At 72.6% G+C, this 25841-nt stretch carries 20 protein-coding genes and 1 pseudogene; 6 read left to right on the top strand and 15 right to left on the bottom strand.

From position 1 onward, the window contains the following. Positions 1-4: 4 nt before the first annotated feature. Positions 5-871, bottom strand: coding sequence for an HAD family hydrolase (locus ACT3SP_RS11185; protein ID WP_444587368.1), 867 nt, complete (start codon positions 869-871; stop codon positions 5-7). Positions 872-965: 94 nt separating this feature from the next. Further along, positions 966-2228: a serine--tRNA ligase gene (serS, locus tag ACT3SP_RS11180; RefSeq protein ID WP_444587367.1), complete on the bottom strand. Its 1263-nt coding sequence runs from the start codon at positions 2226-2228 to the stop codon at positions 966-968. A 55-nt stretch (positions 2229-2283) separates the two neighbouring features. On the opposite strand from serS, the gene ACT3SP_RS11175 reads away from it, so the two are divergent. After that, entirely contained in the window at positions 2284-3573 is a 1290-nt protein-coding gene (locus tag ACT3SP_RS11175) for a diacylglycerol/lipid kinase family protein (protein ID WP_444587366.1), read from the top strand. On the opposite strand, the gene ACT3SP_RS11170 is transcribed toward ACT3SP_RS11175, so the two are convergent. The 4 genes from ACT3SP_RS11170 to ACT3SP_RS11155 form a co-directional block, all read right to left on the bottom strand. Further along, positions 3550-4527, bottom strand: coding sequence for a universal stress protein (locus tag ACT3SP_RS11170; protein ID WP_444587365.1), 978 nt, complete (start codon positions 4525-4527; stop codon positions 3550-3552). The genes ACT3SP_RS11175 and ACT3SP_RS11170 overlap by 24 nt on opposite strands. 159 nt (positions 4528-4686) lie before the next feature. Then, positions 4687-5226: a YdeI/OmpD-associated family protein gene (locus tag ACT3SP_RS11165; protein WP_444587364.1), complete on the bottom strand. Its 540-nt coding sequence runs from the start codon at positions 5224-5226 to the stop codon at positions 4687-4689. A gap of 1 nt (position 5227) precedes the next feature. After that, on the bottom strand, positions 5228-6259 hold the full coding sequence (gene pheA / locus ACT3SP_RS11160) for a prephenate dehydratase (RefSeq protein ID WP_444587363.1): 1032 nt from the start codon (positions 6257-6259) through the stop codon (positions 5228-5230). Positions 6260-6376: 117 nt separating this feature from the next. Beyond that, entirely contained in the window at positions 6377-6928 is a 552-nt protein-coding gene (locus tag ACT3SP_RS11155; RefSeq protein WP_444587362.1) for a GNAT family N-acetyltransferase, read from the bottom strand. Between the two features lie 223 nt (positions 6929-7151). Between ACT3SP_RS11155 and ACT3SP_RS11150 the strand changes: the two genes are divergently transcribed. Together ACT3SP_RS11150 and ACT3SP_RS11145 are read left to right on the top strand one after the other, a co-directional pair. Then, positions 7152-7430: an AbrB/MazE/SpoVT family DNA-binding domain-containing protein gene (locus ACT3SP_RS11150; RefSeq protein ID WP_444587361.1), complete on the top strand. Its 279-nt coding sequence runs from the start codon at positions 7152-7154 to the stop codon at positions 7428-7430. After that, positions 7427-8611 (top strand): macrolide family glycosyltransferase, encoded by a 1185-nt coding sequence (locus ACT3SP_RS11145; protein WP_444587360.1) that lies wholly within the window; start codon positions 7427-7429, stop codon positions 8609-8611. Before ACT3SP_RS11150 ends, ACT3SP_RS11145 begins: the two co-directional genes overlap by 4 nt. 43 nt (positions 8612-8654) lie before the next feature. Here ACT3SP_RS11145 and ACT3SP_RS11140 read toward each other — a convergent pair whose 3' ends face one another. The 4 genes from ACT3SP_RS11140 to ACT3SP_RS11125 form a co-directional block, all read right to left on the bottom strand. Beyond that, entirely contained in the window at positions 8655-10286 is a 1632-nt protein-coding gene (locus ACT3SP_RS11140) for an HNH endonuclease (RefSeq protein WP_444587359.1), read from the bottom strand. A 333-nt stretch (positions 10287-10619) separates the two neighbouring features. Continuing rightward, the gene (locus tag ACT3SP_RS11135; protein ID WP_444587358.1) at positions 10620-11153 is read right to left on the bottom strand and encodes a GNAT family N-acetyltransferase; all 534 of its coding nucleotides are present in this window, start codon (positions 11151-11153) and stop codon (positions 10620-10622) included. Beyond that, positions 11150-11758 (bottom strand): GNAT family N-acetyltransferase, encoded by a 609-nt coding sequence (locus ACT3SP_RS11130; RefSeq protein ID WP_444587357.1) that lies wholly within the window; start codon positions 11756-11758, stop codon positions 11150-11152. The genes ACT3SP_RS11135 and ACT3SP_RS11130 overlap by 4 nt, the downstream gene beginning before the upstream one ends. Further along, positions 11755-12162, bottom strand: coding sequence for a GntR family transcriptional regulator (locus tag ACT3SP_RS11125; protein WP_444587356.1), 408 nt, complete (start codon positions 12160-12162; stop codon positions 11755-11757). The genes ACT3SP_RS11130 and ACT3SP_RS11125 overlap by 4 nt, the downstream gene beginning before the upstream one ends. A gap of 84 nt (positions 12163-12246) precedes the next feature. Between ACT3SP_RS11125 and ACT3SP_RS11120 the strand changes: the two genes are divergently transcribed. Further along, positions 12247-14274, top strand: coding sequence for a hypothetical protein (locus ACT3SP_RS11120; RefSeq protein WP_444587355.1), 2028 nt, complete (start codon positions 12247-12249; stop codon positions 14272-14274). On the opposite strand, the gene ACT3SP_RS11115 is transcribed toward ACT3SP_RS11120, so the two are convergent. The 4 genes from ACT3SP_RS11115 to glsA are packed head-to-tail and all read right to left on the bottom strand — an operon-like array spanning position 14275 to position 18077. Then, complete coding sequence (locus ACT3SP_RS11115) at positions 14275-15696, bottom strand: glycosyltransferase (RefSeq protein WP_444587354.1); 1422 nt, start codon at positions 15694-15696, stop codon at positions 14275-14277. Next, a complete protein-coding gene (locus ACT3SP_RS11110) occupies positions 15693-16523 on the bottom strand; it encodes a DUF5926 family protein (protein ID WP_444587353.1) in 831 nt (276 codons plus the stop codon). Before ACT3SP_RS11110 ends, ACT3SP_RS11115 begins: the two co-directional genes overlap by 4 nt. A 10-nt stretch (positions 16524-16533) precedes the next feature. After that, entirely contained in the window at positions 16534-17040 is a 507-nt protein-coding gene (locus ACT3SP_RS11105) for a GNAT family N-acetyltransferase (protein ID WP_444587352.1), read from the bottom strand. Beyond that, on the bottom strand, positions 17037-18077 hold the full coding sequence (gene glsA, locus ACT3SP_RS11100) for a glutaminase A (RefSeq protein WP_444587351.1): 1041 nt from the start codon (positions 18075-18077) through the stop codon (positions 17037-17039). Before glsA ends, ACT3SP_RS11105 begins: the two co-directional genes overlap by 4 nt. Before the next feature lie 260 nt (positions 18078-18337). Between glsA and pulA the strand changes: the two genes are divergently transcribed. After that, positions 18338-24502, top strand: a complete 6165-nt coding sequence (gene pulA / locus ACT3SP_RS11095) for a pullulanase-type alpha-1,6-glucosidase (RefSeq protein ID WP_444587350.1) — start codon at positions 18338-18340, stop codon at positions 24500-24502. 244 nt (positions 24503-24746) lie between these two features. Here the strand turns inward: pulA and ACT3SP_RS11090 are convergent, their stop codons facing one another. Further along, positions 24747-25178, bottom strand: a complete 432-nt coding sequence (locus ACT3SP_RS11090; protein ID WP_444587349.1) for an Lrp/AsnC family transcriptional regulator — start codon at positions 25176-25178, stop codon at positions 24747-24749. Between the two features lie 151 nt (positions 25179-25329). Here ACT3SP_RS11090 and ACT3SP_RS11085 point away from each other — a divergent pair. Beyond that, positions 25330-25841 (top strand): annotated as a pseudogene (locus tag ACT3SP_RS11085) (ornithine cyclodeaminase); the annotation flags it as partial.

Genomic DNA, 25841 nt, shown 5'->3' with positions numbered 1-25841 from the left:
GAGCTCAGTGCCGCAGCGACTCGAGCACGAGCACGGTGCCGTCCTCGTAGATCGACTCGGTGACCGTGTCCGCCACGTCCTTCACGCCCTGCGGGGCCTGGCCCATGGCCACCCCGACCTCCGCCCAGGCGAGCATCTCGGTGTCGTTGAAGCCGTCGCCGACGGCGACCGTGCGGGCGGCGTCGATCTCGAGCCGCTCGCGCAGCACCTCGAGGGCGCTGGCCTTGGAGATGCCGGGCGCGGCCATGTCCAGCCAGGCCGTCCAGCCGATGGAGTACTCGACGCCGTGCACCCCGGATTCGGCGATGACCTCGGAGAACTCCTGCGGGGAGAGATCCGGGACGTGGACCACCACACGCACCGCCTCGAGCTCCATGAGGTCCTCGAGCGCGCTCTCGACGGCCTGCACCCCGAAGCTCGCGTCCTGGAAGCCGGCGGTCGAGTGGAAGCTGCCGTCGGCCCGCTCGACCGCGTAGTGCGCGTCCGGCGCCACCTCGCGCAGGGTGCGCAGCGCACGGCCCGGCTGGAAGGAGCGGGTGTCGATGATGCGGTGGCCGCCCTCGAGATCGGGATCCATCTCCACGGTGACGGCGCCGTTGGAGCAGACGGCGAAGCCGCGGGTGATCCCGGCGGCCTCGACGATCGGCAGCGTCGCGCCCAGGGAGCGCCCGGTCGCGATGACGACGGTGTGCTGCTCGGCCGCACTCTGCAGGGTGCGGTGCATGTCCGCCGTCATGGCGCCGTCGTGGTCGACGAGGGTGCCGTCCACGTCGAGGCCGATGAGCAGGCTCTCGCCGGCCAGGCGCTCGAGGTGCTCGCGCAGGCGCGCACGGGTCGCCTCCCGGTCGGTGGTCGCGGTGGAGGTGCTCATGTCGGGCAGTGTGGCATCGCCGTCCGACGAACGGGTGAACCGGCGGTGACGAAGAGCCCGGAGAAGACGTCGCAGGGTGCGGGGAGCCGGCATCTCAGGCGCTGACCTCGAAGATCTCGCGGCCGCCGAGGTACGGGCGCAGCCCCTCCGGGACCACCACCGACCCGTCGGGCTGCTGGTGGTTCTCGAGGATCGCCGCGAGGAAGCGGGTGGTCCCCAGGGTGCCGTTCAGGGTGGCGACCGGGCGCAGCCCGTCCTCCGTGCGCTCGCGGATGTTCAGCCGACGCGCCTGGAACTGGGTGGTGTTCGAGGTGGAGGTCAGCTCGCGGTAGGTCGACTGCGAGGGCATCCATGCCTCGCAGTCGAACTTGCGGGCGGCGGAGGTGCCGAGGTCCCCGGCGGCGGTGTCGATGATCCGGTAGGGCACGTCGATGCGGGCCATCATCTCCCGCTCCCAGTCCAGCAGCCGCTCGTGCTCCTCGTAGGAGTCCTCGATCCGGCAGTAGGAGAACATCTCGACCTTGTGGAACTGGTGCACGCGGATGATGCCGCGGGTGTCCTTGCCGTAGCTCCCGGCCTCGCGGCGGTAGCAGGCGCTCCATCCCGCGTAGCGCAGCGGGCCGTCGGAGAGGTCGAGGACCTCGCCGCGATGGTAGCCGGCGAGCGCGACCTCGCTGGTGCCCACGAGGTAGAGGTCGTCGTCCTTGTCGAGGTGGTAGACCTCGTCGGCGTGCTCGCCGAGGAAGCCGGTGCCCTCCATCGACTCCGGCAGCACCAGGGTGGGGGTGATCATCGGGGTGAAGCCGGCCCGGGTGGCCTGGTCGATCGCGGAGTTCAGGATCGCGAGCTCGAGCTGGGCGCCGATGCCGGTGAGGAAGTAGAAGCGGGCGCCGGAGACCTTCGCGCCACGGGCCATGTCGATCGCCCGCAGCCCTTCGGCGATCTCGAGGTGGTCCTTGACCGGGTGGTCGAAGCTCGGCACCTCGCCGACGTGCTCGCGCACGGTGAAGTCGTCCTCGAGCCCCTCGGGCGCTCCCTCGGCGAGGTTCGGGATCTCGCGCAGCGAGGCATCGCGGAGGGCGAGCGCCTCGTCGGCCTCGGCCTCGAGGCGCTTCACGTCGGCGCTGAGCTGCTTGACCTCGGCCAGCAGGGCCTGCTTCTCCTCCCCCGCCGCCTGGGCGACCTTCTTGCCGAAGGCCTTCTGCTCGGCGCGCGAGGACTCGTAGGCCGCGGTGGCCTCGCGCCAGCGGGCGTCGGCCTCGAGCACCGCGTCGACGGTGGCAGGGTCGCGACGGCGCGCCCGCTGGGCGTCGCGGACGGTGTCGGGGTTCTCGCGCAGGAGCCGCAGATCGATCATCGCTCCAGGGTACCTGCGCTCCTGGGCACGCAAGAGGTGCGACTAGTGTGACGCCATGGACATGACCCTGCTGCTGAGCATCCTCTCGGTGGCCACCACCGTCATCACGATCATCCTGCTGGTGGTGGTCCTGCGCCGGCTGGGTCGCCACCGTCGGGAGCTCGCCGCCCTCCACGCCGCCGCCGAGCAGCGCGCGACCCGCTACCGCGGGTCGTCGGAGGAGCGCGGCCGGGCGGGCTCCGCGAGCACCGGCGACGCCCAGGCCGACGACGCCGACGACGACGCCACCGACGACGGACGGCTGCACCGCGTCGCCGTGGTGCTGAACCCCTCGAAGTTCGCGAGGACGGACGCGTTCCGGACGAGGATCACCGAGGTGGTGGACCGGATCGAGGGCGCGGAGACGGTCTTCTACGAGACCACCATCGACGATCCCGGCACGGGGCAGGCCGCCCGGGCGGTCGAGGACGGCGCCGATCTGGTGATGGCCGCGGGCGGCGACGGGACGGTGCGGATGGTCGCCTCGGTGCTCGCGGGCACGGACACCCGGATGGGCATCATCCCCGCCGGCACCGGCAACCTGCTGGCCCGCAACATCGAGATCCCGCTCGAGGACCCGGCGGCGGCGATGGTCGCGGCGCTGACCGGCCAGGACCATCAGGTCGACGTGGGCTGGCTGCGGGTCGGCGACTCGGTCAGCGCCGCCCGCTCCGCGGAACGGCAGGTCTTCCTGGTCATCGCCGGGTTCGGGGCCGATGCGGAGATGATCGGCTACACCGATCCGGGGATGAAGAAGCGCATCGGCTGGATCGCCTACGTCTTCGGCGGGATCCGCACGGTGCTCGGCCGCTCGGTCGACGTGGTCGTCCAGCTGCCCGACGAGACCCGTCACGCGCACAAGGCGCGCACGGTGCTGCTGGGGAACGTCGGCAAGCTGCCCGGCGGCTTCGTGCTGATGCCGGACGCGACGATCGACAACGGCCGTCTCGAGGTGGTCGTCGCGGGGTGGCGCGGCGCGGCCGGGTTCAGCCAGGTCGCCGCGCAGGTCGTCAACCCGAGACTGATCCCGCGGTACGGGCCGAAGCTCTCGACCATGCACCGCTACCTGACCACCGGCGTCCGGGTCACCACGACCAAGCCCCAGCCCGTGCAGCTCGACGGCGACACGGACGTTGAGGCCACCCATCTGATCGCCACCGTCGATCCCGGCGTGCTGCGTCTGCGCTACCCCGAGGGCACGAGCCCGACGAGGGCCCCGCGGGAATCGACGCCCCGTTCGGCGGAGCCCCGTTCGGCGGAGCCTCGTTCAGCGGAGCATCGTTCAGCGGAGCCCGGCTCCTCCTGAGAGGGGTCCCTCCATCCGGTCGTCCTGCAGCGGCGGGACCACCATCACCGGGCCCTCGGCGCCGTGCAGGGTGGCCCGGGAGACCGAGCCGAGCAGGGCGCTGGTGAGGGCGCCCCGGCCTCGTGTGCCGACCACGGTGAGCTGCGCGGAGCGCGCGGCGTCCTGCAGGACGCCGGCGGCCTGCCCGACCCTCACCTCGCCGGTCACGTCCAGATCCGGCACGTGGCCGGTCAGCCAGGCGATCTCGCCCTCCAGCTCGTCCCGCAGCTCTGCGCGTCGGCTCTCGATGAGCTCGGAGTGGTTCTGCGAGAGCACCGGGTACCAGAACTCGCCGCTGTCGGGCGGCGGCAGAGCGATCACGACCGACAGCACGGCACCGCGCTCGGCCGCCTCCTCCGCCGCGTGGAGCATCGCCCGACGGCCGTGGGGCGAGCCGTCCACGCCCACCACCACCGGCCCGTCCGAGAGGGCGGCCCCGGCGGGGACGACGACGGTCGGGCACTCGGCGTGGCCGGGGAGCGCATCGGCGACCGATCCCAGGATCCGCCCGAGGAACCCGCCGCGCCCGCGGGCGCCGACGACCATCAGCTGCGCGTTCCGGGACGCGTCGATCAGCGCCCCGACGGAGTCGCCCTCGACGCTCACGTAGGAGACCTCCCCCGGATGCCCCGCCAGCTGCTCCGCGGCCGCTTCGAGCAGGGCCTCGGCATGGCGCTTGAGGGCTTCGCTCTCGGGCTCCGGCGGGAACGCCGCGTAGGTGGAGTAGACCGGGAACGCGACCCGGTAGCTGCTGAGGACGGTGAGCGCGGCGTCGCGGCGGGCGGCGACACCCGCCGCCCAGCTCAGCGCCACCTCGGCGTGGGGTGATCCGTCGAAGCCGACCACGACGCCCAGATCGCGCCGCGAGAGGTCGAAGGGAATGTCAGGGGGCTCCGGCTGGGCCTCTGTGCTCATGGCAGCTCCTTCCTCGCGGGGCCGCCGACGAGGTCGATGATGGCGGCCCGCTGTCGAGTCCGTCCTCGTCGTCCCGACCCTACTCCTCCCCCGTCCGTCCCCTTGGGGCCGGAGGTCCCCCGCTGAGGGGCCGTCGCCCCGCGGAAAGGTGCCGGAGGCTCAGTGCATGAGCTTGCCGCTGCGGGCGAGCTCCGGATCGGTGCAGGAGGACAGGTCGAAGCAGCAGGGGCGGCGCTTGCCGTTGCGGAGCTTGTCGATCGAGACCTCGACGCGGCGGGCGCGGGTGTCCTCGCTGCGGGTCGCACCCACCCAGCGCACCCATTCCCACCGAGCCATCGGCGTGATCGAGGACCAGGTGTCGGTGACGTCGTCGGCTCGCTCGAGGGCTGCCCCGAGGTCCTCGGGGACCTCGGGCTCCGGCCAGGACCTCGTGGGAGTGAGGGTGAACTCGACGTCGTCGCCCGCCTCCAGTCCGAGGGTCGCGCGCAGCTCCTCGTCCACTCGCAGCCAGTGCCCCTTGCGACCGTCGGGCTCGATCACGGTGAGGAGCTCGTGGCCGTTCAGGACGGCCTCGGCGGCGACCTGCCCGCGGGAGGGCAGGGCGGCGTCGGCCCCCTCGGGCAGAGGGATGATCAGGCGCTCGCCGATGGCGCGCACCTGCGCGGTGCCGACGACGGGGGTGGCGGTCTTCGCGGCCATGTCAGCTCCCGGAGGTCAGAGGGTTCGCCGAGGTCCGTGCACCCGGCGAGCGCACAGGCTCCGCCGGGGTGTGCGGGGCAGGGGTGGTCATCGCGCTCAGCCGCTCGATCCACTCGCGGGCCTCGTCGTAGGCCTCGTCGGCGTAGTCCTCGCGCACCTCGACGCTCCGACCGTCCACGCGGGGGTAGGAGCCGAGGTAGTGGACGACCGGGCACAGTCGATGCAGGGACCGCAGGGCGGCGGCGACCCGCCGGTCCTCGAGGTGTCCCTCGATGTCGATCGAGAAGGAGTACCGGCCCAGGAAGTCGCCGAGGGGACGGGACTCGATGCGGGACATGTTCACGCCGTTGGAGCTGAGGACCTCGAGCGCCTCGAGCAGCGCGCCCGAGCGGTTGTGGGGCAGCTGGAGGACCAGGGTGGTCTTGTCCGCGCCGGTGCGGGCGGGGATCCGGCCCTCCCGGGTGACGAGCACGAAGCGGGTGATCGCGCCCTCGTGGTCCTCGATGCCCTCGGCCAGGACCTCGAGCCCGAAGTGCTGGGCGGCCAGCGGCGAGCAGACGGCGGCGCGCCCCCGGGCCTCGTCCTCGGTGAGGAAGGCGAGGTCCCGCGCCGCGGCGGCGGTCGAGGACGCGGCGGCGACGTGCGCGCCGGGCACCGTGCTGCGCAGCCAGTCCTGGACCTGCGCCTGGGCGTGAGGGTGCGAGGCGACGGTGGTGAGCTGGTCGAGGGGGGTGGCCTCGCGGGCGGCGAGGACGAAGCCGATCCGGACGGTCTGCTCGGCGACGATGGTGATGGAGTCGGTCGCGGCGAGCACGTCGAGGGTGCCGGAGACGCCGCCCTCCACGGAGTTCTCGATCGGCGCCATCAGCGCGTCGATGTCCCCGGCCTGCAGGTCGGTGGCGGCGGTCGCGACCGACGCGAAGGGCACCAGCACCGGGTCCGCCGCGGCGAACTCCTCGGGGATCTCCGCGAGGGCCTGCAGGAGGGCCTGATGGGTGAAGGTGGTCTCGGGACCGAGGAATCCGTACCGCATGCAGGGAAGGGTACTCGGCGGGAGGGTGCCGACGCGGTGGTGGTCCAGGTCGTGTGGCGGTCCAGGTCGGGCGGCGGTCCGGGTCAGGCGGCAGTCCGGGTCAGGCGGCGGTCCGGGTCAGGCTGAGGCCGTGGGTCGCGGCGCGCCGTCGATCCAGTAGCGGCGCGTGCCCTCGCGGACGTCCTCGAGCGCGCCGCCGTTGCGCTCGATGGTGCGCTGCGAGCCGAGGTTCTCGTCGTCGCAGGTGATGAGCACGGGGTGGATGCCTCGCTCGCGCGCCTGCTCGAGCCCGAGGGCGAGGGCCCTCGAGGCGACGCCGCGCCGACGAGCCGAGGGGCGCACCGAGAAGCCGATGTGCCCGCCCTGGTCCAGCAGGTGAGGGGTGAGGCGGTGGCGGATGGCGAGGAAGCCGAGCAGCTCCTCGGTGCCCTCCTCGAGGATCCATCGGCTGCTGCAGTGCACCCGCCCTGGCTCGAGCTCGGTGGTCGGGTCCTCCTCGGCCAGGCGCTCGGTCACGTAGTCGATGAAGTCGCCGTCGGCCAGCGGGGCGCGGCCCGGGTCGGTGATGCCGGATCCGTCCATCGGTGTGCCCGCGAAGTCCGCGATGCAGTCGACGAAGGCGGGGTACCGGTGGACGGAGGGCGCCACGAGACGGAACGCAGGGTGCATCGGACCAGGATGCCGCAGAACCTCGGGACGGGCAGGACGGCGGGAGCGGCAGAAGCGGCAGGACGGCGAGGGCCCGGTGCCGGACCGGCTCGCCCCCCACCGACGCCCGACGCCCGACGCGCGCCTCCTCGGGCCGCACGCCGCACGCGCGACTGCTGCCCCCGTCCGGCTGTTGCCCCTGCGCGACTGTTGCCCCGCGCGAAGCATGCATAACATGTATTTCATGTCGCAGCACACCTCGGACCCCGACGACCCCACGACCGCTCCGCCGCTCGCCGGCCCGGAGGGGCGCATGTTCTACGGCGCGGTGACCGTGGGCGAACGCGGCCAGGTGGTGATTCCTGCACAGGCCAGACGCGACCACGGCATCTCCTCGGGCGACAAGCTGCTCGCGCTCGGGAGCCCGGAGGGGATCGCTCTCATGAGCGCGGATCGGCTGATGGAGCTCCTGGGTGATGCCACGCCCCTCGCAGAGCATGTCCGGAAGGCGGCGGGTGCATGAGCCGCATCGTCGTCATGGGTCCGCACGGGCACGGCCATGTCACACCGATGCTCGGGATCGCCGCAGAGCTCGTCTCCCGTGGTCATGACGTGCTCTTCGCGGCGCCGGGTGAGTACGAGGAGGGCATCACGGCGAGTGGGGCGACCTTCTTCCGTGTCCGCTCCACGTGGGAGTCGATGGACCCCGGCGCGATCCCTCAGATGCACGGCCGCGAGATGGTCCGCGCCATGGGACTGCTGCTCGAGGAGACGACGTCGATGGTCGAGCAGCTCGCGGATTGTCCGCGTCCCGATGTCGTCGTGCACGACGGCACCCTCGCCTGGTGGGGTCGGATCCTGGCCCATCGCTGGGGAGTGCCCTCGGTCGAGACCTGGCCGAACCTCGTCGGGAACAAGCACTGGAACATGGGACGGTACGTGCGGATCAGTCCGTTCAGCCCACGCTTCCTCCTGACCATGCTGCGCATCGGTCGCTACCTGCGGTCCGAGGGCATCAGGGATGTCGGGGCCTTCATGCGAGGTGGGCTCGCGTCCGCCCGGGTGGTGACGCTGCCGCGCTCCCTCCAGCCACGGGGTGAGACCTTCCCGGACCACGACTTCATCGGTCCGATCATCGCGGACCGCTCCTTCCAGGGACAGTGGGAGGCTCCTTCGGAGGACGTTCCGGTGCTCCTGGTCTCGCTCGGGACCGCCTACAACGCCAGACCTGACTTCTTCCGCATGATCGCCGAGTCCGCGCGGGGACGCTCATGGCACGTGGTGATGGCGGTGGGAGGCCAGGTGCGCGCCGAGGAGCTGGGGACGCTCCCGCCGAACGTGGAGGTGCACTCGCGTGTGCCGCAGGTCGAGGTGCTCGAGCGGGCGCAGGCTTTCGTGACCCATGCCGGCATGGGCAGCATCCTCGAGGCGCTCGCACTCGAGGTGCCGATGGTCGCCGTGCCGCAGATGGCCGAGCAGCGGGCGAATGCCGACCGGCTCCGCGAACTCGGACTCGGTGACGTGCTCGACCCCGGGGCCGTCACGCCCACGATGCTCTGGAACGCCCTCGATCGTCTCGCCCGCGACCCGGAGGTCGCGCACCGCCTGGCGGCGATGAGCGCCGAGATCCGTGCCGCCGGTGGCGCACCGGCGGGCGCGGACGTCGTGGAGCGGATCACCGCCGTCCGGGCCGCTCCTCGGTGAGCTCGGCGATGAGGGCGATCGGGGCGACGCGACGACAGACACGTCAGAACGAGGGCTCCTCGTCCCACCACGATCCGCGGGGCACGTCCCCGGGACGCTGATCGGGGTCGAGCACGCCCTCGATCGCGGTGTCGGCGGGCCCCCACTCCTGCAGGATCCGATCGATCTCGCCGCAGCGCTCCATCTCCTCCATCTGCACGAGCCATCCGTGGTGCTCCCATGAGTCCATCAGGGCGGCGGCGAGTCGAGGCGTGGCCAGGTCGGTGCGCGGAGGCACCCGCGTGCTGACCAGGGGTGGGGAGCCGACGGTCCATGTGGTGGACCCGTCGGGTTCTCGCACCGGATCCACCCGCCGGGCGGTCTTGAGATCGTGATGGCCCCAGTGGAGACGGTGAAGGTTGTCGATGCTGGTGGGTCCTCCCCGGGCGGGGTGGACGTGGTCGAACTCCTCGATGTGGTCGTTCTCGGCGTCGTCCGTGGTGCTGCGACTGCAGCCGGGGACGGCGCAGCGGGGGTCCTGCAGTCGGAGGTGCTCGACCATCTCGGGAGTGGGCCGGTACCTCTGGGCGGGCAGCGGCAGGAACTGCCCGCAGATCGGGTCGGTGAAGACGCGGTGCCAGACGGGCTCAGTCTCGGCGAGCCGCCGTGCCATCGCGGCGGGCAGCGGGGTCACGCCGTCGTACGTGGCGGGGGTGTCGTCGAGGCCCATCAGGGTGAGGACGGGGACGACGACGTTCACGCGATGGCGCGGTGCCGGGATCTCCACTCCCGCGGTGTCGAGCTGGGTGCGCAGGAGGATCGCATAGCGCAGCGCGGCGAGGGTCATCGCGGAGCCGTCGCGGAGCACGTCGCCGTCGAGATCGAAGGGAATCGGGATGCCCTCCTCGAGGGCATGGCGCTGCTGGGACTGGACGCCTCGCGCGGCGGCGTCGATCCGACGGGCCAGGTCGAGGATCTCGGGGACGGGCCCGGTGATGCGCAGGCAGGCGGTGCCGTCGTCGCGCGCGGTGCTCTCGAGAGCGACGTCGCGGGAGTCCTCCGGGCGGGGTCGGGGCAGCTCGGCCTCGAACCAGGAGACCAGCTGGCGGAGCTCGTCGCGGAATCGGTCTGCGGGAATCGACGCGAGATCCCAGGAGGCGACGTATTCGTCCGCCTGCGAGCGCTGGAAAGGGGTGAGGTCCTGCACGGCTCTCAGGAGGCGCTGATGCCATTCCTTGGGCATTTCTCCGGCGAGGAGGCGCTCGAGAGTGCGCGGCATCTCCTCGAGGGCGATGTTCGCGTCCCGGATCATCCGGAAGGCGACGGTGGTGGTGGTGCGCAGCGCGATGGCTATCGCGAGGCTCCGCTCCTCCCGGTCGAGGTCGAGATCAGGGTCCTCGTCGTCGATCCAGAACGGGGCGAGGTCGAGCAGGCGCCGCCCGTAGCGGACCGACTCGGCGCGCTCGGCCTCCATGAGACGGGTGACCGTCGCGGTCTCCGCGGCGCCGGGCGCGAGCCGGCCGCGCACGATCAGCGACTCCTCGGTCAGTGCGGAGCGCGCCCGGACCACGCTGCGCGGCGGTGCGACGTCGCGGGAGCGGCCCCCGCCGTCCGCAGCGCCTCGGGCAGTGCCGGCACCGTGGGCGCCACGAGCGTCGCCGGCAGCGCGGGCACTGCGGGACTGCGTCGCGGTCACCGTCCGTCACCTCCTCCTCGAGGCCCTCCGCCTCGACTCACGCCCCGGGCGCCCACGACGGGGTGCTCGTGAGCGGCGCCGAAAGCACGGCAACGCTCCGTCGCAACATTCTTTTCACACCCTCTTCTGATTCTTCCATTTTACGACGGGGCCCGACGTGCCACAAGACCTCCGCGCACATGGGGATGAATCTGTGGAAAACTTCGGGTGGGGAGGAACCGTCATTCTTTTCCACCGCTCGGTGCACATTTCTTCCACGATGTCGGGGCGGGGTTGACACGGAGGGCCGCACGCACGTCGGGAGCGTCCCTCGTCATGCGCCGCCGGCGCCGCTCAGTGCTCGCGCAGGTCCAGCACCCAGCGTTCGACGGTGCGGTTCGCGTCGGCGGGATGGCGCTCGCCCTCCCCGCTCGGCACGGCGCCGAGGCCCGCCGCCACGGCCTGGGAGCCGAGGTTGGTCGGCGCGATGCGGAGCACGAGCTGCGAGATGCGCACCTCGGCCCGGGCGGCACCGACCAGCGCCTCGGCGACCGTGAGCCCGTGGCCCCGGCGGCGATGCGGGGCGAGGATCCAGTAGGTCAGCGCGGCCTGCCCGCACCCCAGGCCGGGACCGAGGAGCGCCAGTCCCCCGCCGCCGATCAGCTCGGGCTCGGCGGACTCCTGGTCGATGCGTGCCGTCGGCCCCTCCTCGACCGCCGCGTACTCCCGGATCGGCCCGTCGGCCCGCCAGCGAGCGGCGCGGGCCAGGAAGGCGTCGAGCGCCTCCGCCGTCCAGCGCTTCCCGACGATCTCGGCGGCGAGCGCCTCGTCCTGCCCGGCGAGGATCCCCGCGGCATGCCGCGGGCCGAGCCGCTCCAGGAGGATCACGCCCTCAGGTGCTTCCCCATCACGACCTTCTGCGGGGCGAGGTCGCCGAGCACGCTCCAGCCCCGCCTGCGGTAGAGGCGGTGCCCGGCCCCGCGCGCGTCGGCGTCCGTCTGCAGCAGGGTCCGGGAGTGCGGGAGGTCGTCGAGCAGGGCGTCGTGGAGCGCGCCGCCCAGGCCCCGGCCCTGCTGAGCGGGGCGGACCGCGAGCTCCACGAGCTCGAAGTGCCCGCCCACCCAGTCGGCGTCCCCGGCCCCCAGGGCCTCGGCGACCACATCGGACCACCACTGGCCCCGCTGTCCCGTGTACCCCCAGCCGAAGCCGAGCAGCTCACCTGCGGAGACCGCCGTGACCAGCCGGAAGTCGTCCCGAGAGCGATGCTGCTCCCAGAACCTGTCGCGCCAGTCGCCCTCGTCGGCCACCGGCCCGAAGACCTCCGGCCACAGCGCGAGGACCTGATCGCGGAAGGCTCCGGCGGCCGGGGCGGAATGGCGACCGATGCGGACGTCACCGACCCCTGCCTCGCTGTCCGAGCGTGCGCCGGCCATGCGTGCGCCGGCCATGCGTGCGCCGGCCGTGCTCTCGCCGACCGTCGGTCCGTCGCTCACGACGTGCCCCCGGAGCCGATGCGCGCGAGCGCCGCCCGCACCGAGGCGAGGATCTCGACGTCCCGGGCGCCGCGGGCGCGGGCCTGGGCGATCGGGACCGAGAACAGGTCCACGAGAGCCGCCTCGGCGGGTCCGCCGGACTCCCGCTCGACGGCCGCGGCCGCCGTCCGGGCCTCGGCCGCCGCGCCGGGCGCGATCGTGGTGCCGGCGCCGCGCCGGGTGACGATGATCCGCGCCTCCTCCAGGAGCCTGTAGGCGCGGGCCACGGTGCCGGCGGAGAGGCCGAGGTCCGCGGCATGGGCGCGGATCGCGGGGAGGCGGTCGCCGGGCTTCAGCTCGCCGGTGCGGACCTGCTCGACGATCTCGCGACGGACCTGTTCGTACGGAGGCTGGGGAGAGGGCATGGGGACCACGATAGAGCGTGAGGGAAGGGTGGAGGGCCTGCGCAGGCGAGGGTGCCGGGCACGCTCGCCCCGTAGCATCGGGCTGTGCTCCTCGAACTGCTCCCCCGTGCTCGTCGCGCGCTGCTCACCGTGCTGCTGGGCATGCTGGTCTCCCTCGGGGCCGCCGTGGGTGCGGCGGTGGGGGCACCGGCCGCCTCGGCCGACGGTCACGACGATCCGGTGCGCCTCGTGATCGCGACCGCAGGGCTGAGCTGGGAGGACATCGACCCGGAGACCACCCCGGCCCTGCAGTGCCTCGCCGACCGCGCCGGGGCCGGCGCCATGAACACGACCTCCACCACCGTCGTCTCCACGCAGCGTCAGGGCATGGAGACCCTGCGCACGGGCTACCGCGGGCTCGCCGAGGAGGCGCCGCGCACCGCCGGCATCCCGTCCCCGCCGACGGACCAGTGGGAGCGGCTGCCGGTGGGGACGGTGGAGATCGACGACCTGTCCGCGGTCCCGGCGGATGGCCCGGCGGATGGCCCGGCGGATGCCCCGGCCGCCGTCGCCGACGCCCTCGCCGGGGACGAGATCGTGCTGGTCGACGCCGGATCGGTGCGCGACCACGACGACACGAGCCGGCAGCAGTCCCTCGGAGAGCTCGACGCCGCGGTCGGCGAGGTGCTCGATGCCGCCGGCGGCTGCGGGTCCGCGGAGCTGCCCCGCACCCTGCTGGTCTCGGTCGCCGCCACCGATCCCGAGGATCCCGGGACGGTGGAGGACGAGGGCGCGGTCGCCTCCCGCACCGTGGGACTGCAGGTCGCCCTCGACACCGCCTTCCCCGAGCAGGCGCTGACCAGCGGAGCGACGAAGCAGTCCGGGGTGGTGATGCTGACGGACGTGCTGGCCACCGTGCTGGACTCCTACGACGCCACGGCCGACGGGCTGATCCCCGGCCAGCCGTTCCGCGCCACCGAGCACGCGGAGCCGCAGCAGCTCGCCCTGGACCGCTCCGACGCGGCGCGCCTGGTGGACGGCGCGACCGTCCCCGCCCTCGGCTCCTGGTTCGCGCTCGGTGTGATCGGGATCGTGATCCTGCTGGTCTCGCCACTCGCCCGGCGCCCCCGGCTCGCCGCCGTCGGCCGCGCCCTCGCGGTGATCGCCCCGCTCGCGCTGCCGGTCGGGATGTTCGCCTCGCTGGTGCCGTGGTGGCGGGCCGAGCACCCGACCCTCGCCCTGGCCGGGGTGATCTGGGGCGGGGGCGCGCTGCTCTCGCTCGTGGTGCTGGGCGGCCCCTGGCGGCATCACCGCCTCGGGCCCGCCGGGGTCTCCGCGGGCCTGATCGCACTGCTGATCCTCGGGGAGTCCGCGACCGGGTCACGCTTCCAGCTCTCCTCCCCGCTGGGGGCGCAGCCGATCTCGGGCGGTCGCTTCTACGGACTCTCGAACCACCTGTTCGGGCTGGTGCTGGCCGCCTCGCTGATGGCTCTGCTGTGCCTGTTCGCCGTGGTGCGCACCCCCCGGGCGCGGGTGGTGTGGACGCTGGTGATCGGCGGCCTGGTGGCCGTCGTGTGCGTGAGCCCGTCGATGGGTGCGGACTTCGGCTCGATGCTCGCCACCATCCCCGCCTTCGGGCTGCTCGCGCTGCTGGTCTCCGGGATCCGGCCGCGGCTGTGGCACCTGCTCGCCCTCGGCGCCGGCGGAGCGGTCGCGGTGCTCGGCGTGTCGTTCCTGGACTGGCTGCGACCACCGGAGGACCGCACCCACCTGGGACGCTTCATCGACGAGCTGCTCAGCGGCGAGCTGTTCTCGGTGATCCTCCGCAAGCTCGCCCAGAACGTCGCGATGACCACGGGATATCCCTCGCTCGCGGTGGTCATGCTGGTCGCGGTGGCGGCGTCGGTCGCCCTGCTGATCCCGGGGCGGCTGCGGTGGCGGCGGCTCGAGGCCCTGGACGCCGAGCATCCCGCGTCCTACGCCGTGCGCGTCGCGCTGGTGGTGGGCACCTGGGTGGGCTACGCCGTCAACGACACCGGGCCGGTGCTGGTCGCCGCGATCCTCGGGGTCTGGCTGTGTCTGCTGCCGGCGCTGCTGCCCGCGCCGCCGGAGCACGAGCCGCGGGCGAGCTGATCAGGCGTTCTCCTCGTCGACCGCCGAGTGCACCACGAGCGAGGTGTACTCGTCGGGGCGCAGCGGGGAGGACAGCGAGTCCGGGATCTCGGGCTCACCGGCACCGAGGTGGGAGGCGATGATCACCGCGTGGTCCGGGGAGAACAGGCCCTCGACGGGAGCGCCCTTCAGCCGGACCGCGAGCGCCTCGAGATCCGTGTCCGCGAGATAGACGATGTCGTCGGGCGCGAAATCGCCCTCCACCGGCAGGTTCCGCAGCAGGATGTCGAGCTCCTGCACGTCCACGTCGCCGAGGGCGCGGGTGTCGTCGTCGGAGAACGCCCCGGAGACCGGCAGGTCCGCGAGGGAGAGCCGACGCTCCTCGGCACGGCCCTCGGCGGCGGACTCGTCGGGCTCGGGCACGACGGTCCAGGTCTTCGCCTCGTCGTGGTCGCCGTTCCCGGCGGGCAGCGGGGTCGCGCCCGGGGCCGCCGGGGCCGAGGTCGGGGCTGGGGCCGGGGTCGAGGTCGAGGCTGGGGCCGGGACCGAGGCCGGGGCGTCGTCGTGGAGCGAGACATCCCCGGACGAGCCGTCCTCGAGGGAGCCGTCGACGAGGTCCGAGGCCAGGTGCCGCTTGCGGGCGAGCGCCCGCACCACGTCCCGCAGCTGGGCGGCGCGATGCAGCTGCCCGCGCAGGTCCTTGCCGGTGGCGCGGTGATGGAGGTCGGCGGAGATCTCCTTCACCCAGAACCCGGAGGTGAGGGCGTCGATCGTCAGCGAGGTCTCCACGCCCCAGCCCGGGGCGAGCGGGAGGCACGCCTCCCAGGTCTCGCGGGTGATGCAGCGGGTGCCGGAGAGCGGCTGGGTGGGCTCCCAACCGGTGGCGCGCTGGATGCCCCGGCGGGCGGTGCGCACCACGACGCCCATCCCGGCCGCGCCGTCCTGCGGCGGCAGCAGGGCGATCGCCATGTCCACGCCCTCCTCGAGCACCGCGTCGACCAGCGGCTGCGCGGCCTGCGCGGAGTCGCTCATGTCGGCGTCGAGGAAGAGCAGGGCCCGAGGCACGGGGGCGTCGGCGTCGATGACGGGCAGCGGGCCGGTGTGCCCGGGCGAACGCGGCTCGGCGTGCAGCTCCTCGGAGAAGCTCTCTCCGCCGTCGGCCCGTTCGGCGTCCTCGCGGATCGCGACCATCTGGGCGCCCGTGGCCATCGCCGCGGCCTTGCCGCGGTTGGTCTTGTGCCGCACCACCAGGGCGTCGGCGCCCATCGCGACGGCGGAGGTGGCGTCGGTGGAGCCGTCGTCGACGACCACCACCAGGTCCACGCCCGCGATCCGGTGCGCGGACTCGATGGTCGCCTCGATCCGCTCCGCCTCGTTCTTGGCGGGGATCACGACGGCGACCCGCTCGGGGCGATTCGCCGTCAGCGGCCCCGCGGCGCTCATCGCAGGGTCACCTGGCGGGCCACGATGCCGCCGCGCGCCCGCCGTTCGAGCGCGGTGAGCGGCTCCTCGGCGGCGAGCGCCTCCTCGAAGCGGGCGCGGAACGCCTCCGCCTCGGCCTCGACGCCCTCGGCGCCGTACCCCGTGGGCAGGTCCCACACGGGGATGGTCAGGCCCTCGGCGCGGAAGGAGCCGACGTACTTGGTGCCCTCACCGATCGCGGACTCGCGGCGGGCGTGGAGGCGGGTGACCGCGTCGATCACCTTCTCCTCGTCGGCGTCGAGCACCCAGCGCAGGTGCTCCTTGGCGCCGGCGTCGACCCAGTAGGCGTGGGGCAGTCCCTGCACGGGACGGGTGAGCATGATCGAGTCGTTCGCCTGCGAGATCGCGCGCTCGATCTCCCCGGTGCGCTCGGCGCTGGGGTCGAGCCAGAACTCGAAGGTGTCCTGGACCTGGATCGCGAAGTCACCGGAGAGGTCGAGCACGTCCTGCAGGCGCGGGGCGTCCTCGTCGAGGGTGACGGTGGTGATCGGGTTGCCGGGCTCGAGGGCGGCGGCCAGCCGGATCGCCTGGCCGATGCCGCGGGAGAGGTCTCCGCCGGGGTAGCCGGCCTGGATGCCGACCGTGACGGAGCCGTCGGTGCGACGCACGGCGGGCCAGGCCATGGGCAGGATCGTGGCCAGCTCGACCTCGAGGCCGCCGTACTCCTCGGTGGTCCGCGCGCTCATCGTCGCCGCCGGGATCAGCTGGCGCATCGCCACCAGGTCCTGCTCGTTGGGCAGACCCTCGAAGGGGCGGAGGACCAGCTCGTTGCTCGAAGGGGAACTCATGGCCGGGAGTCTACCGATCCGCGCCGTGCTCCATGAGCAGCTCGGCGTCGTCGTCGGGATTGCGGCCGATGACGCCGAAGCCGCAGCGCGCGTAGAGACGGCGGGCGGGGGCATTGGACTCGAGGACCGCGAGCAGCAGCCGGGTGCCGAGGTGGTGGGCGGCGAGGTGGTCGACGGCGGTCGAGATCAGGAGGCGTCCGGCGCCTCTCCCGCGCGCCTCGGGCGCGACCCAGACGGAGAGCAGCTCGGCCCGCTCCTCGGGCGGTGCGGGGAGCAGCAGTCGTCCCATGCCGGCCGGCGCACCGTCGACCTCGGCGACGAAGGGGACCATCGGCGCGCTGACCCCCGCGCGCCAGTACTGCTCGGTGTCGCGTGCGAGCACCTCGTCCAGCGTGCTGGAGAAGGCCTCGGGCGACTCCTCCAGGGCGCGCAGGCGCAGCCCGCGCCAGACCCGCCAGTCCTCGGGGTCCAGGCGGCGCACGACGGTCCGCTCCGCGACCTCGCCCGCGCCGCTCACGGGTGCGTTCCCACGTCCATCAGCTCGAGCGCGGCCCGCTCGAGGTCGCGGGGCGCCGCGCCGTCGAGCATGTGCAGGGCGAAGTCCTCGCTGAGCCGTTCGAAGAACAGGGTGCCGCGCACCGAGTTGCCGTGCAGGTCAAGCTGCGGGGCGTAGCTGGCGACCCCGAAGCGGGAGGGCAGGGCCGCGATGATGCCGCCGCCCACGCCGGACTTCGCGGGCAGTCCCACGTCGCTGACCCAGTCGCCCGCGTTGTCGTACATGCCGCACGTGAGCATCACCGAGAGCACCTGGCGGGCCGCGACCCGGGAGAACACCCGCTTGCCGGTGAGCGGATTGCGGCCGCCGGAGGCGAGGGTCGCCGCCATCACCGCGAGGTCGGTGACGGTGGTGAGCACGGCGCAGCCCTCGATGTACCCGCTCACCACCTCGTCGGCCCCCTCCTCCATGGAGCCGGCGGCCCGCAGCATGTAGGCCAGCGCCAGGTTGCGATCAGCGGTCGTCAGCTCCTCCTCGCAGGTCTCGCGGTGCTGCTCGAGGCGACGACCGGCGGCGTCGTCCATCGCGGTGCGCAGGCGCTGGACGCGCTCCTGCTTCGTGGTGCCGAGCATCGCGTGGGTGCGGATCGCGCCGATGTTCACCAGGGGGTTCTTCGGCTTCTTGGTGTCCCTGTCGATGCTGAGGGCGTTGAACTGCTCCCCCGTCGGCTCCTCGTCCACCAGCGAGACCACGTAGTCCAGGCCGTGCAGGTCGATCGCGGCGCCGTAGGCGAAGGCCTTCGAGATGGACTGCACGGGGAAGGCGTGGTCGGTGCCGGCCGTGGTGATCTCGCCGTCGACGGTGCAGACCGCCACGCCGAGGTGGTCCTCCCGGGCGCCGGAGAGGAAGGAGAGGGAGGGGACCTCGCCATCGGCCTCGGCGCCGCCGATGATCCCGCGGTCCGGGAGCACGGCGTCCGGTTCGGTGGATGCCGTCGCCGTGGACAGAGCGGTGGTGAGCCGGTCGAGGTACAGGGACAGGGAGGTCGGTGCGCTCATCACGCACTCGACGGTACAGGCCGGGGCGGGGACCCGGGACGCCGTGCGAGTTGACCGCTGATCTGAAAGTTCTTGCAGGTTCCCGCGAATCCATTGAGACCTTCCAGTGCAGGCCGTAGGGTCGACGGCGCGCGCGGGCCGCGATGCTGCGGTCGGCGTCCGGAGAGCTTCTTGCAGAATCGCCACGTTCTTGCAGACCTCCGTGTCCCTCCCCCGTCGGCCCCGGCCGGCGCCCTGTGCTCGGACAGAGGAGTCCCCGCATGACGGTCACCCGCTCGGCCCGCCGCCCGATCCCCCGCACCTCGCCACGCCTGCTCGCAGCGCTCACCGCGCTGCTGGTCGCCACCGCGACGGTGCTCGGCACCGCCCCGCTCGTGCACGCCGTCGGCCCGGACCAGCCGGTGCTGACAGGCTCCTTCCAGGAAGAGCTGGGCTGCGCGGAGGACTGGGACCCTGCCTGCGCGGCGACGGCGCTGGCCCCCACCGCGACGGCCGGTGTCTGGGAGTCGACCTTCGAGCTGCCCGCCGGGCAGTGGGAGGCTAGGACCGCGATCGGCGGCTCCTGGGACGAGGCGTACGGGCTGGACGGCGGGGAGGAGAACATCCCGCTCGCCGTCGCCGCCCCGGCGCGCGTGACCTTCCGCTTCGACCAGGCCACCTCGAGGCTCTCCGTGGTGCTCACCGACCAGGGCGGGGACTACTCCGCCGACGACGGCACCCTCGCATCGGTCCCCTACCGCCACCCCGGCGGCGGCGAGATCTTCTACTTCGTGCTCACCGACCGCTTCGAGAACGGCGACGCCTCCAATGACACCGGCGGGATCGAGGGCGACCGGATCGACCACGGCTTCGACCCCACCGACAAGGGCTTCTACCAGGGCGGGGACATCGCCGGCCTGCACGAGCGGCTCGACTACGTCGAGGACCTGGGGATGACCTCGATCTGGCTGACGCCGTCCTTCACGAACAACCCCGTCCAGGGCGAGGGGGAGGACGCGAGCGCCGGGTACCACGGCTACTGGGTCACGGACTTCACCACCATCGACCCGCACCTGGGCACCAACGAGGAGCTGAAGGCCCTGATCGAGGACGCGCACTCGCGCGGCATCACGGTCTACTTCGACATCATCACCAACCACACCGCGGACCTCATCGACTACGAGGAGGGCGAGTACGACTACGTCGACCAGGCGAGCGCTCCCTATCTCGACGCCGACGGGGACCCGGTGGACGTCACCAAGCTCGCCCAGTCCGAGCAGTTCCCGACCTTCGATCCGGAGACCTCCTTCCCGTACACCCCTGTGCGCGACGAGGACCGGCCGCAGATGGTGCCGGACGTGCTGAACGACGTGACGATGTACCACAACCGCGGCAACTCGACGTGGGAGGGCGAATCCGTCACCTTCGGCGACTTCGACGGGCTGGACGACCTCATGACCGAGGACCCGCGGGTGCTGGCGGCGATGGAGGAGGTCTACACCGCCTGGATGGACTTCGGGATCGACGGCTTCCGCATCGACACCGCCAAGCACGTGGACCTCGCCTTCTGGCAGTCCTTCACCGCGACTCTGGTCGGGCACCAGGCAGCGACCCCGGCGGGCGAGGGGTTCTTCACCTTCGGCGAGGTGTACGACGCCGACGCCCGCCTGCTCGCCCCCTACGTGCGCGACACCGACATGGACTCCGTGCTCGACTTCGCCTTCCAGTCCGCAGCGACCGACTGGGCCCGTGGCCGCACCGCCCAGGGCATGGCCGGGCTGTTCGCGACGGATGACCATTACACGACGTCGCACTCCTCTTCCGCGGACCTGCCCACCTTCGTGGGCAACCACGACATGGGCCGCATCGGACACCTGCTGGAGGGCTCCGACCGCCTGCCCGAGCGCGCCGGCCTCGCGCACGAGACGATGCTGCTCTCCCGGGGCCAGCCGGTGATCTACTACGGCGACGAACAGGGCTTCGTGGGCGACGGCGCGGACAAGGATGCCCGCCAGTCGATGTTCCCCAGCCAGGTGCCCTCCTACCTCGACGATGCGCTGATCGACGGCACCCCCTACGGTGACGGCGAGCACTTCTCGACCGACGCGCCGCTGTACCTGCTGATCAGCGAGCTCGCGCGGCTGCGCAGCAGCACGCCGGCGCTCGCCACTGGTGCCCAAATCGAGCGGTACGCCGAGGAGGGGGCCGGGGTCTACGCCTTCTCCCGGGTGGACCGCGAGGAAAGGATCGAGCACCTGGTGGCGCTCAACAACGCGAGCGAGGAGCGCACGGTCACCCTCACCGCCCTCACCCCGGGCGCGACCTTCACCCCGCTGTACGGCGACCACGCCCCGCTGACCGCCGCGGCCGACGGGACGCTCGAGGTCACGGTGCCCTCGCTCGGCGCGCTGGTGCTGCGGGCCGACGCCCCGGTGGCCCCGGCCGGGGACGCACAGACGATCGGCCTCTCCTCCGCCGACGGCGAGAAGGTCGAGGGTCTCGCCCCGATCATCGCCGACGTCGCCGCGGACCGCTGGGCCGAGACCTCCTTCGCCTACCGGCTCGCGGGCGAGGTGGCCTGGACCGCCCTCGGCACCGCGGAGGACGACAGCCCGCGTGTATTCCACGATGTCGCCGGCCTGCCCGCCGGCACCCTGATCGAGTACCGCGCCGTCTCCACCGACACGGCCGGAGAGCGGGTCGCGGCCTCGGCCACCGCCGTCGTCGGCGCGGACCTCTCCGCCGAGGGGCCCGGCGAGGGGGCAGGCGGCATCGACGAGCAGTCGGTGACCGTGCCCGGCTCCCACAACGCGGCGATGGGCTGCCCCGGCGACTGGCAGCCGGACTGCGCCGAGGCCCAGCTGGTCGAGGACCCCGAGTCGGGCCTGTTCACCGGCACCTTCGACGTGCCGGCCGGGGACCACTCCTACAAGGTCGCGATCGGCGGCAGCTGGGAGGAGAACTACGGCGTCGGCGGCGTGCCCGGCGGCGACGACATCGCCTACACCCACGAAGGCGGCCCGCTGACCTTCTGGTACGACCCGTCAACGCACGTGGTGAGCAACAGCGCCGAGGGACCCTTCGTCACCCTGCCGGGGTCGTTCAACGCGGCGCTGGGCTGCTCCGAGGACTGGATGCCTCCGTGCATGCGCACCTGGATGCAGGATCCCGACGGCGACGGGGTCCTCACCTTCTCCACCGACTCCCTCCCCGGCGGGTCCTACGAGGTCAAGCCTGCCCATGGGGGATCGTGGGACGAGAACTACGGCGTCGGCGGAGAGCGTGGCGGCGAGAACTACACCTTCTCCACCCAGGAGGGCGAGATCGTGAACTTCAGCTATGACCTGGCGACGCACGTGCTGACCATCGAGGCCTCCGACCCGCTGACCGCGGGCTCGGGCAAGCAGCTGGGCCACCTCGTGGACGCGGGCACGGTCGCCTGGCCCGCCGAGCTGGTCGAGGACGCCTCGCAGAGCCGCTGGGAGCTGTTCACGGCACCGGGCGGCGGGCTCGGGATCGAGGACGGCGAGGTCACCGGGGGCGAGAGCCTCGGCGAGCTCGCTCTGCGCGAGGGCGGCTTGGAGGAGGGCGAGCTCGACGGGCGACGCCACCTGGCGGACTTCCTGGCCCTGGATCTGCCGGAGCTCGACCGCACGGCCCTCGAGGAGGCGCTGCGCGGTGAGCTGGCGCTCGCACAGCGCGGTCCGGACGGTCTCGAGGTCTTCACAGGGCTGCAGATCCCGGGCGTGCTCGACGACCTGTACGCGGAGGACGCCGCGGAGCAGCAGCTCGGAGTCAGCTGGCAGGACGGGACGCCGACCCTGTCGCTGTGGGCGCCCACGGCGCGGTCGGTGACGGTGCAGCTGCACGGCCCGGCGAAGGAGGTCGGCACCGGCGCGGGCGGCGACCCGATCAGCGCTGGTGCCGCCCCTGCCGCGGTCGCCGAGGTCGCCATGGAGCGCGGGCCGGGCGGCGTGTGGACCGCCGCCGGCGAGGAGGACTGGGCCGATCAGGCGTACACATATGCCGTGGACGTGTTCGTGCCCTCCGCCGGGGAAGTGCTGACCAACACCGTCACCGATCCCTACTCGGTGGGGCTCACCCTGAACTCGCAGCACTCCGTGATGCTGGACCTGGCCGATCCGCGCTGGGCGCCGGAGGTGTGGACCGACACGGCCGCCCCCGTGGTCGACCAGTTCGCAGAACAGACCATCTACGAGCTGCACCTGCGGGACTTCTCCGCCGGGGACGAGGCACTGCCCGAAGAGGTGCGGGGCAGCTACGCCGCCGTCGGCCATCCCGACTCGCGCGGCACGGACCGCCTCGCGGAACTCGCCGGGGCGGGCATGACCACGGTGCATCTGCTGCCCACCTTCGACATCGCCACGATCGAGGAGGACCGCGCCGCGCAGCAGCATCCCCAGATCCCCGAGGACGCCGGGCCCGCCTCGACCGAGCAGCAGGAAGCGGTCACCGCGATCGCGGACCAGGACGCCTACAACTGGGGCTACGACCCGATGCACTACCTGAGCCCCGAGGGCTCCTACGCGACCGACGGCCACCAGGTCGGCGGCGATCGCACCGCCGAGTTCCGCTCCATGGTGGGCGAGCTGCACGCGATGGGACTGCAGGTGGTGCTCGACCAGGTGTACAACCACACCGCCGCGCACGGTCAGGCCTCGACCTCCGTGCTGGACCGGATCGTGCCCGGCTACTACCACCGGCTGAGCCTCGAGGGCGCGGTGGAGACCTCCACCTGCTGCTCGAACATCGCCACCGAGCACGCGATGGGCGAGAGGATCATGGTGGACTCCACCGTGCTGTGGGCCCGCGAGTACGGGGTCGACGGCTTCCGCTTCGACCTCATGGGCCACCACAGCGCCGAGAACATGCTCGCGGTGCGCGAGGCGCTGGACGCGCTGACCCTCGAGGACGACGGCGTCGACGGGAAGCGCATCTACCTCTACGGCGAGGGCTGGGACTTCGGCGAGATCGCCGGCAACGCCCGCTTCACCCAGGCCACGCAGGGGCAGCTGGGCGGGACCTCCATCGGCACCTTCAACGACCGACTGCGGGACGCGGTCCACGGAGGCAGCCCTTTCGACACCGACAAACGCACCGCCCAGGGCTTCGGCAACGGCCTGGCCACCATGCCCAACGGCTTCGCGGAGGTGGGCGAGGAGGAGCAGCTGACCGATCTGCGCCATCGCACCGACCTGATCCGGATCGGCATGGCCGGCAACCTCTCCGACTACGAGCTGCTCGGATCCTCGGGCGAGGTGGTGCGCGGCGACGAGCTCGACTACAACGGGGTCCCAGCCGGGTACGCCACCCGCCCCGAGGAGACCGTGAACTACGTCGACGCGCACGACAACGAGGCGCTGTACGACATGAACGTGTGGAAGCTGCCGCAGGACGCCCCGATGGACGTGCGGGTGCGGATGAACACGCTGTCCCTGGCCACCGTGACGCTGGGGCAGTCGCCCTCGTTCTGGGCGGGCGGCACCGACCTGATGCGGTCGAAGTCCCTGGACCGCGACAGCTACAACTCCGGCGACCACTTCAACGTGATCGACTGGACGCAGCAGAGCAGCGGGTTCGGAGGCGGCCTGCCGCCGGCGGAGAAGAACGCCGAGGCCTGGGAGCTGATGACCCCGATGCTCGAGGACCCCGAGAAGACGCCGACGTCCGAGGACATCGGGCTCAGCAGCGAGGTGACCCTGGACCTGCTGCGACTGCGCTCCTCGACCCCGCTGATCACCCTCGGCGACGCCGAGCTGATCCGTCAGAAGGTCTCCTTCCCCAACGCCGGACCTGAGGCCACGGCGGGCCTGCTGGTGATGCGGATCGATGACACCGTCGGCCCCGACGCGGACCCGGCGCTCGACGGCCTCGTGACGGTGTTCAACGCCTCGCCCGAACCGATCACCGAGCAGGTCGAGGGCATGGCCGGGGTCGGGTACGAGCTCCACGAGGTGCAGGTGAACGGCGCCGACGAGGTGGTCAAGGGCGCGACGTGGGAGGCCGAGACCGGCACCGTGACCGTCCCCGCCCACACCGTCGCGGTGTTCGTAGCCCCACAGGTCGGAGGCGGCGGGGAGCCCGGAGTTGAGGAGCCCGGAGGCGAGGAGCCCGGAGGCGAGGAGCCCGGAGGCGACGACGGGCCGGGCGACGGTGAAGGAGCCGGGGATGGGCACGGCGGCGAGGAGCCCGGAATCGGCGGTCAGCAGCCCGGCGAGGGCACCGGCTCCGACTCCGACTCCGGACCGGCGACATCCTCCGCGCCGTCGGACGGTCCGGCGCCCGCCGTCCCCAGCCCTGCCGCGGACGGCGCGGCCGGCCCCCTGGCCAGGACGGGCGTGGACCTTCTGCCCTGGGCGGTCGCGGTGGCCGTCGCGCTCGGGCTCGGCATCGCCCTCACGGCCCGGGCCCGCCGTCAGGGCTGAGACACACCGACCCGGCGCGCCCGTTCCCCCGATCCCGTTCACCCATGGGTGATTTCGGGGGAACGCGGCGGCGTGCCGCCCCGCCATGCCGTCGCCCCCCGGGGCTCGCGGCGTGCCCTGCAGCGGCACCGCGGTGCTCAGCGCACAGCACCGCGCCAGGCAGGGCATCGCGCTCATCCCACAGCACGGCCCCCCGGCAGGGCATCGCGCTCAGCGCAGCACGCCCCCGGGCAGGGCATCGCGCTCAGCGCAGAACGGAGCTCAGCAGGAGGCTGGTCTCGCTGTTGACCACGCCGTCGATCGAGCGGATCCGCCGCAGCACGTCGTCGAAGGCGGGCAGGTCCGGGCAGGCGATCTCCGCGACCAGGTCCCAGCCGCCGTTGGTGGTGTGCAGCGCCTGGATCTCCGGGAAGCCGCGAAGGTGCACGATCACGCGGTCGGTGCTGCGCCCCTCGACCTCGATGAACGAGGTGGCGCGCACGGTCGAGGTCTCCGCGTAGTCCTTCACCCGCACCGTGAAACCGACGATCACCCCGGCGGCGGTGAGACGGTCGAGGCGGTTCGAGACCGTCGCGCGCGAGACCCCCAGCCGCGCGGCGAGCGCCGCGATCGGGGCGCGGCCGTCCTTGCGCAGCGCGGCCAGCAGCCGCTCGTCCAGGTCCGTCAGTCGCTCCATGCGCATGATGATAGATGCACCCGCCCAGACTGCTCATCAGATGCGCAGAACTTCAGCTCTCTGGCTCTACCGCCTGCCATCTGCGAAATCTACGCTGAACAGCACGAGAGCCGGCGCGCCCGTGACCGGCACGGAGACAGGAGGCGGGACGATGACACAGCTGCTCGATGTGGAGAACATGGCCCGGTGGATCCGGCGCGACGGCGCGGAGCGGATCCTGGTGCGCATGACGGAGGTCCTCGACGAGGACTTCCGGCGCTGGGAGCGCTTCGAGAAGACCCCGCGCATCGCGAGCCACACCCCGCTGGGCGTCATCGAGCTGATGCCCACCTCGGACGGGGAGCTCTACTCCTTCAAGTACGTCAACGGGCACCCCTCGAACCCCGCCCGCGGCTTCCAGACGGTCACCGCCTTCGGCGTGCTCGCCGACGTCGACAACGGCTACCCGGTCTTCCTCGCGGAGATGACGCTGCTGACCGCGCTGCGCACCGCCGCCGCCTCCGCCCTCGCCGCCCGCGCGCTGGCACGGCGGGACGCGCGGGTGCTCGCTCTGATCGGTGCCGGCTCGCAGTCCGAGTTCCAGGCCCTCGCGTTCCGCGGAGTGCTCGGGATCGAGGAGCTGCGGGTGTTCGACATCGACCCCGCCGCGGTCGAGAAGGTGCG

Source organism: Brachybacterium sp. AOP43-C2-M15 (assembly GCF_052446295.1).
Lineage (GTDB): Bacteria > Actinomycetota > Actinomycetes > Actinomycetales > Dermabacteraceae > Brachybacterium.
Note: the sequence above shows the minus strand (reverse complement) of the source record. Positions and strands in the feature narration are given on the sequence as shown.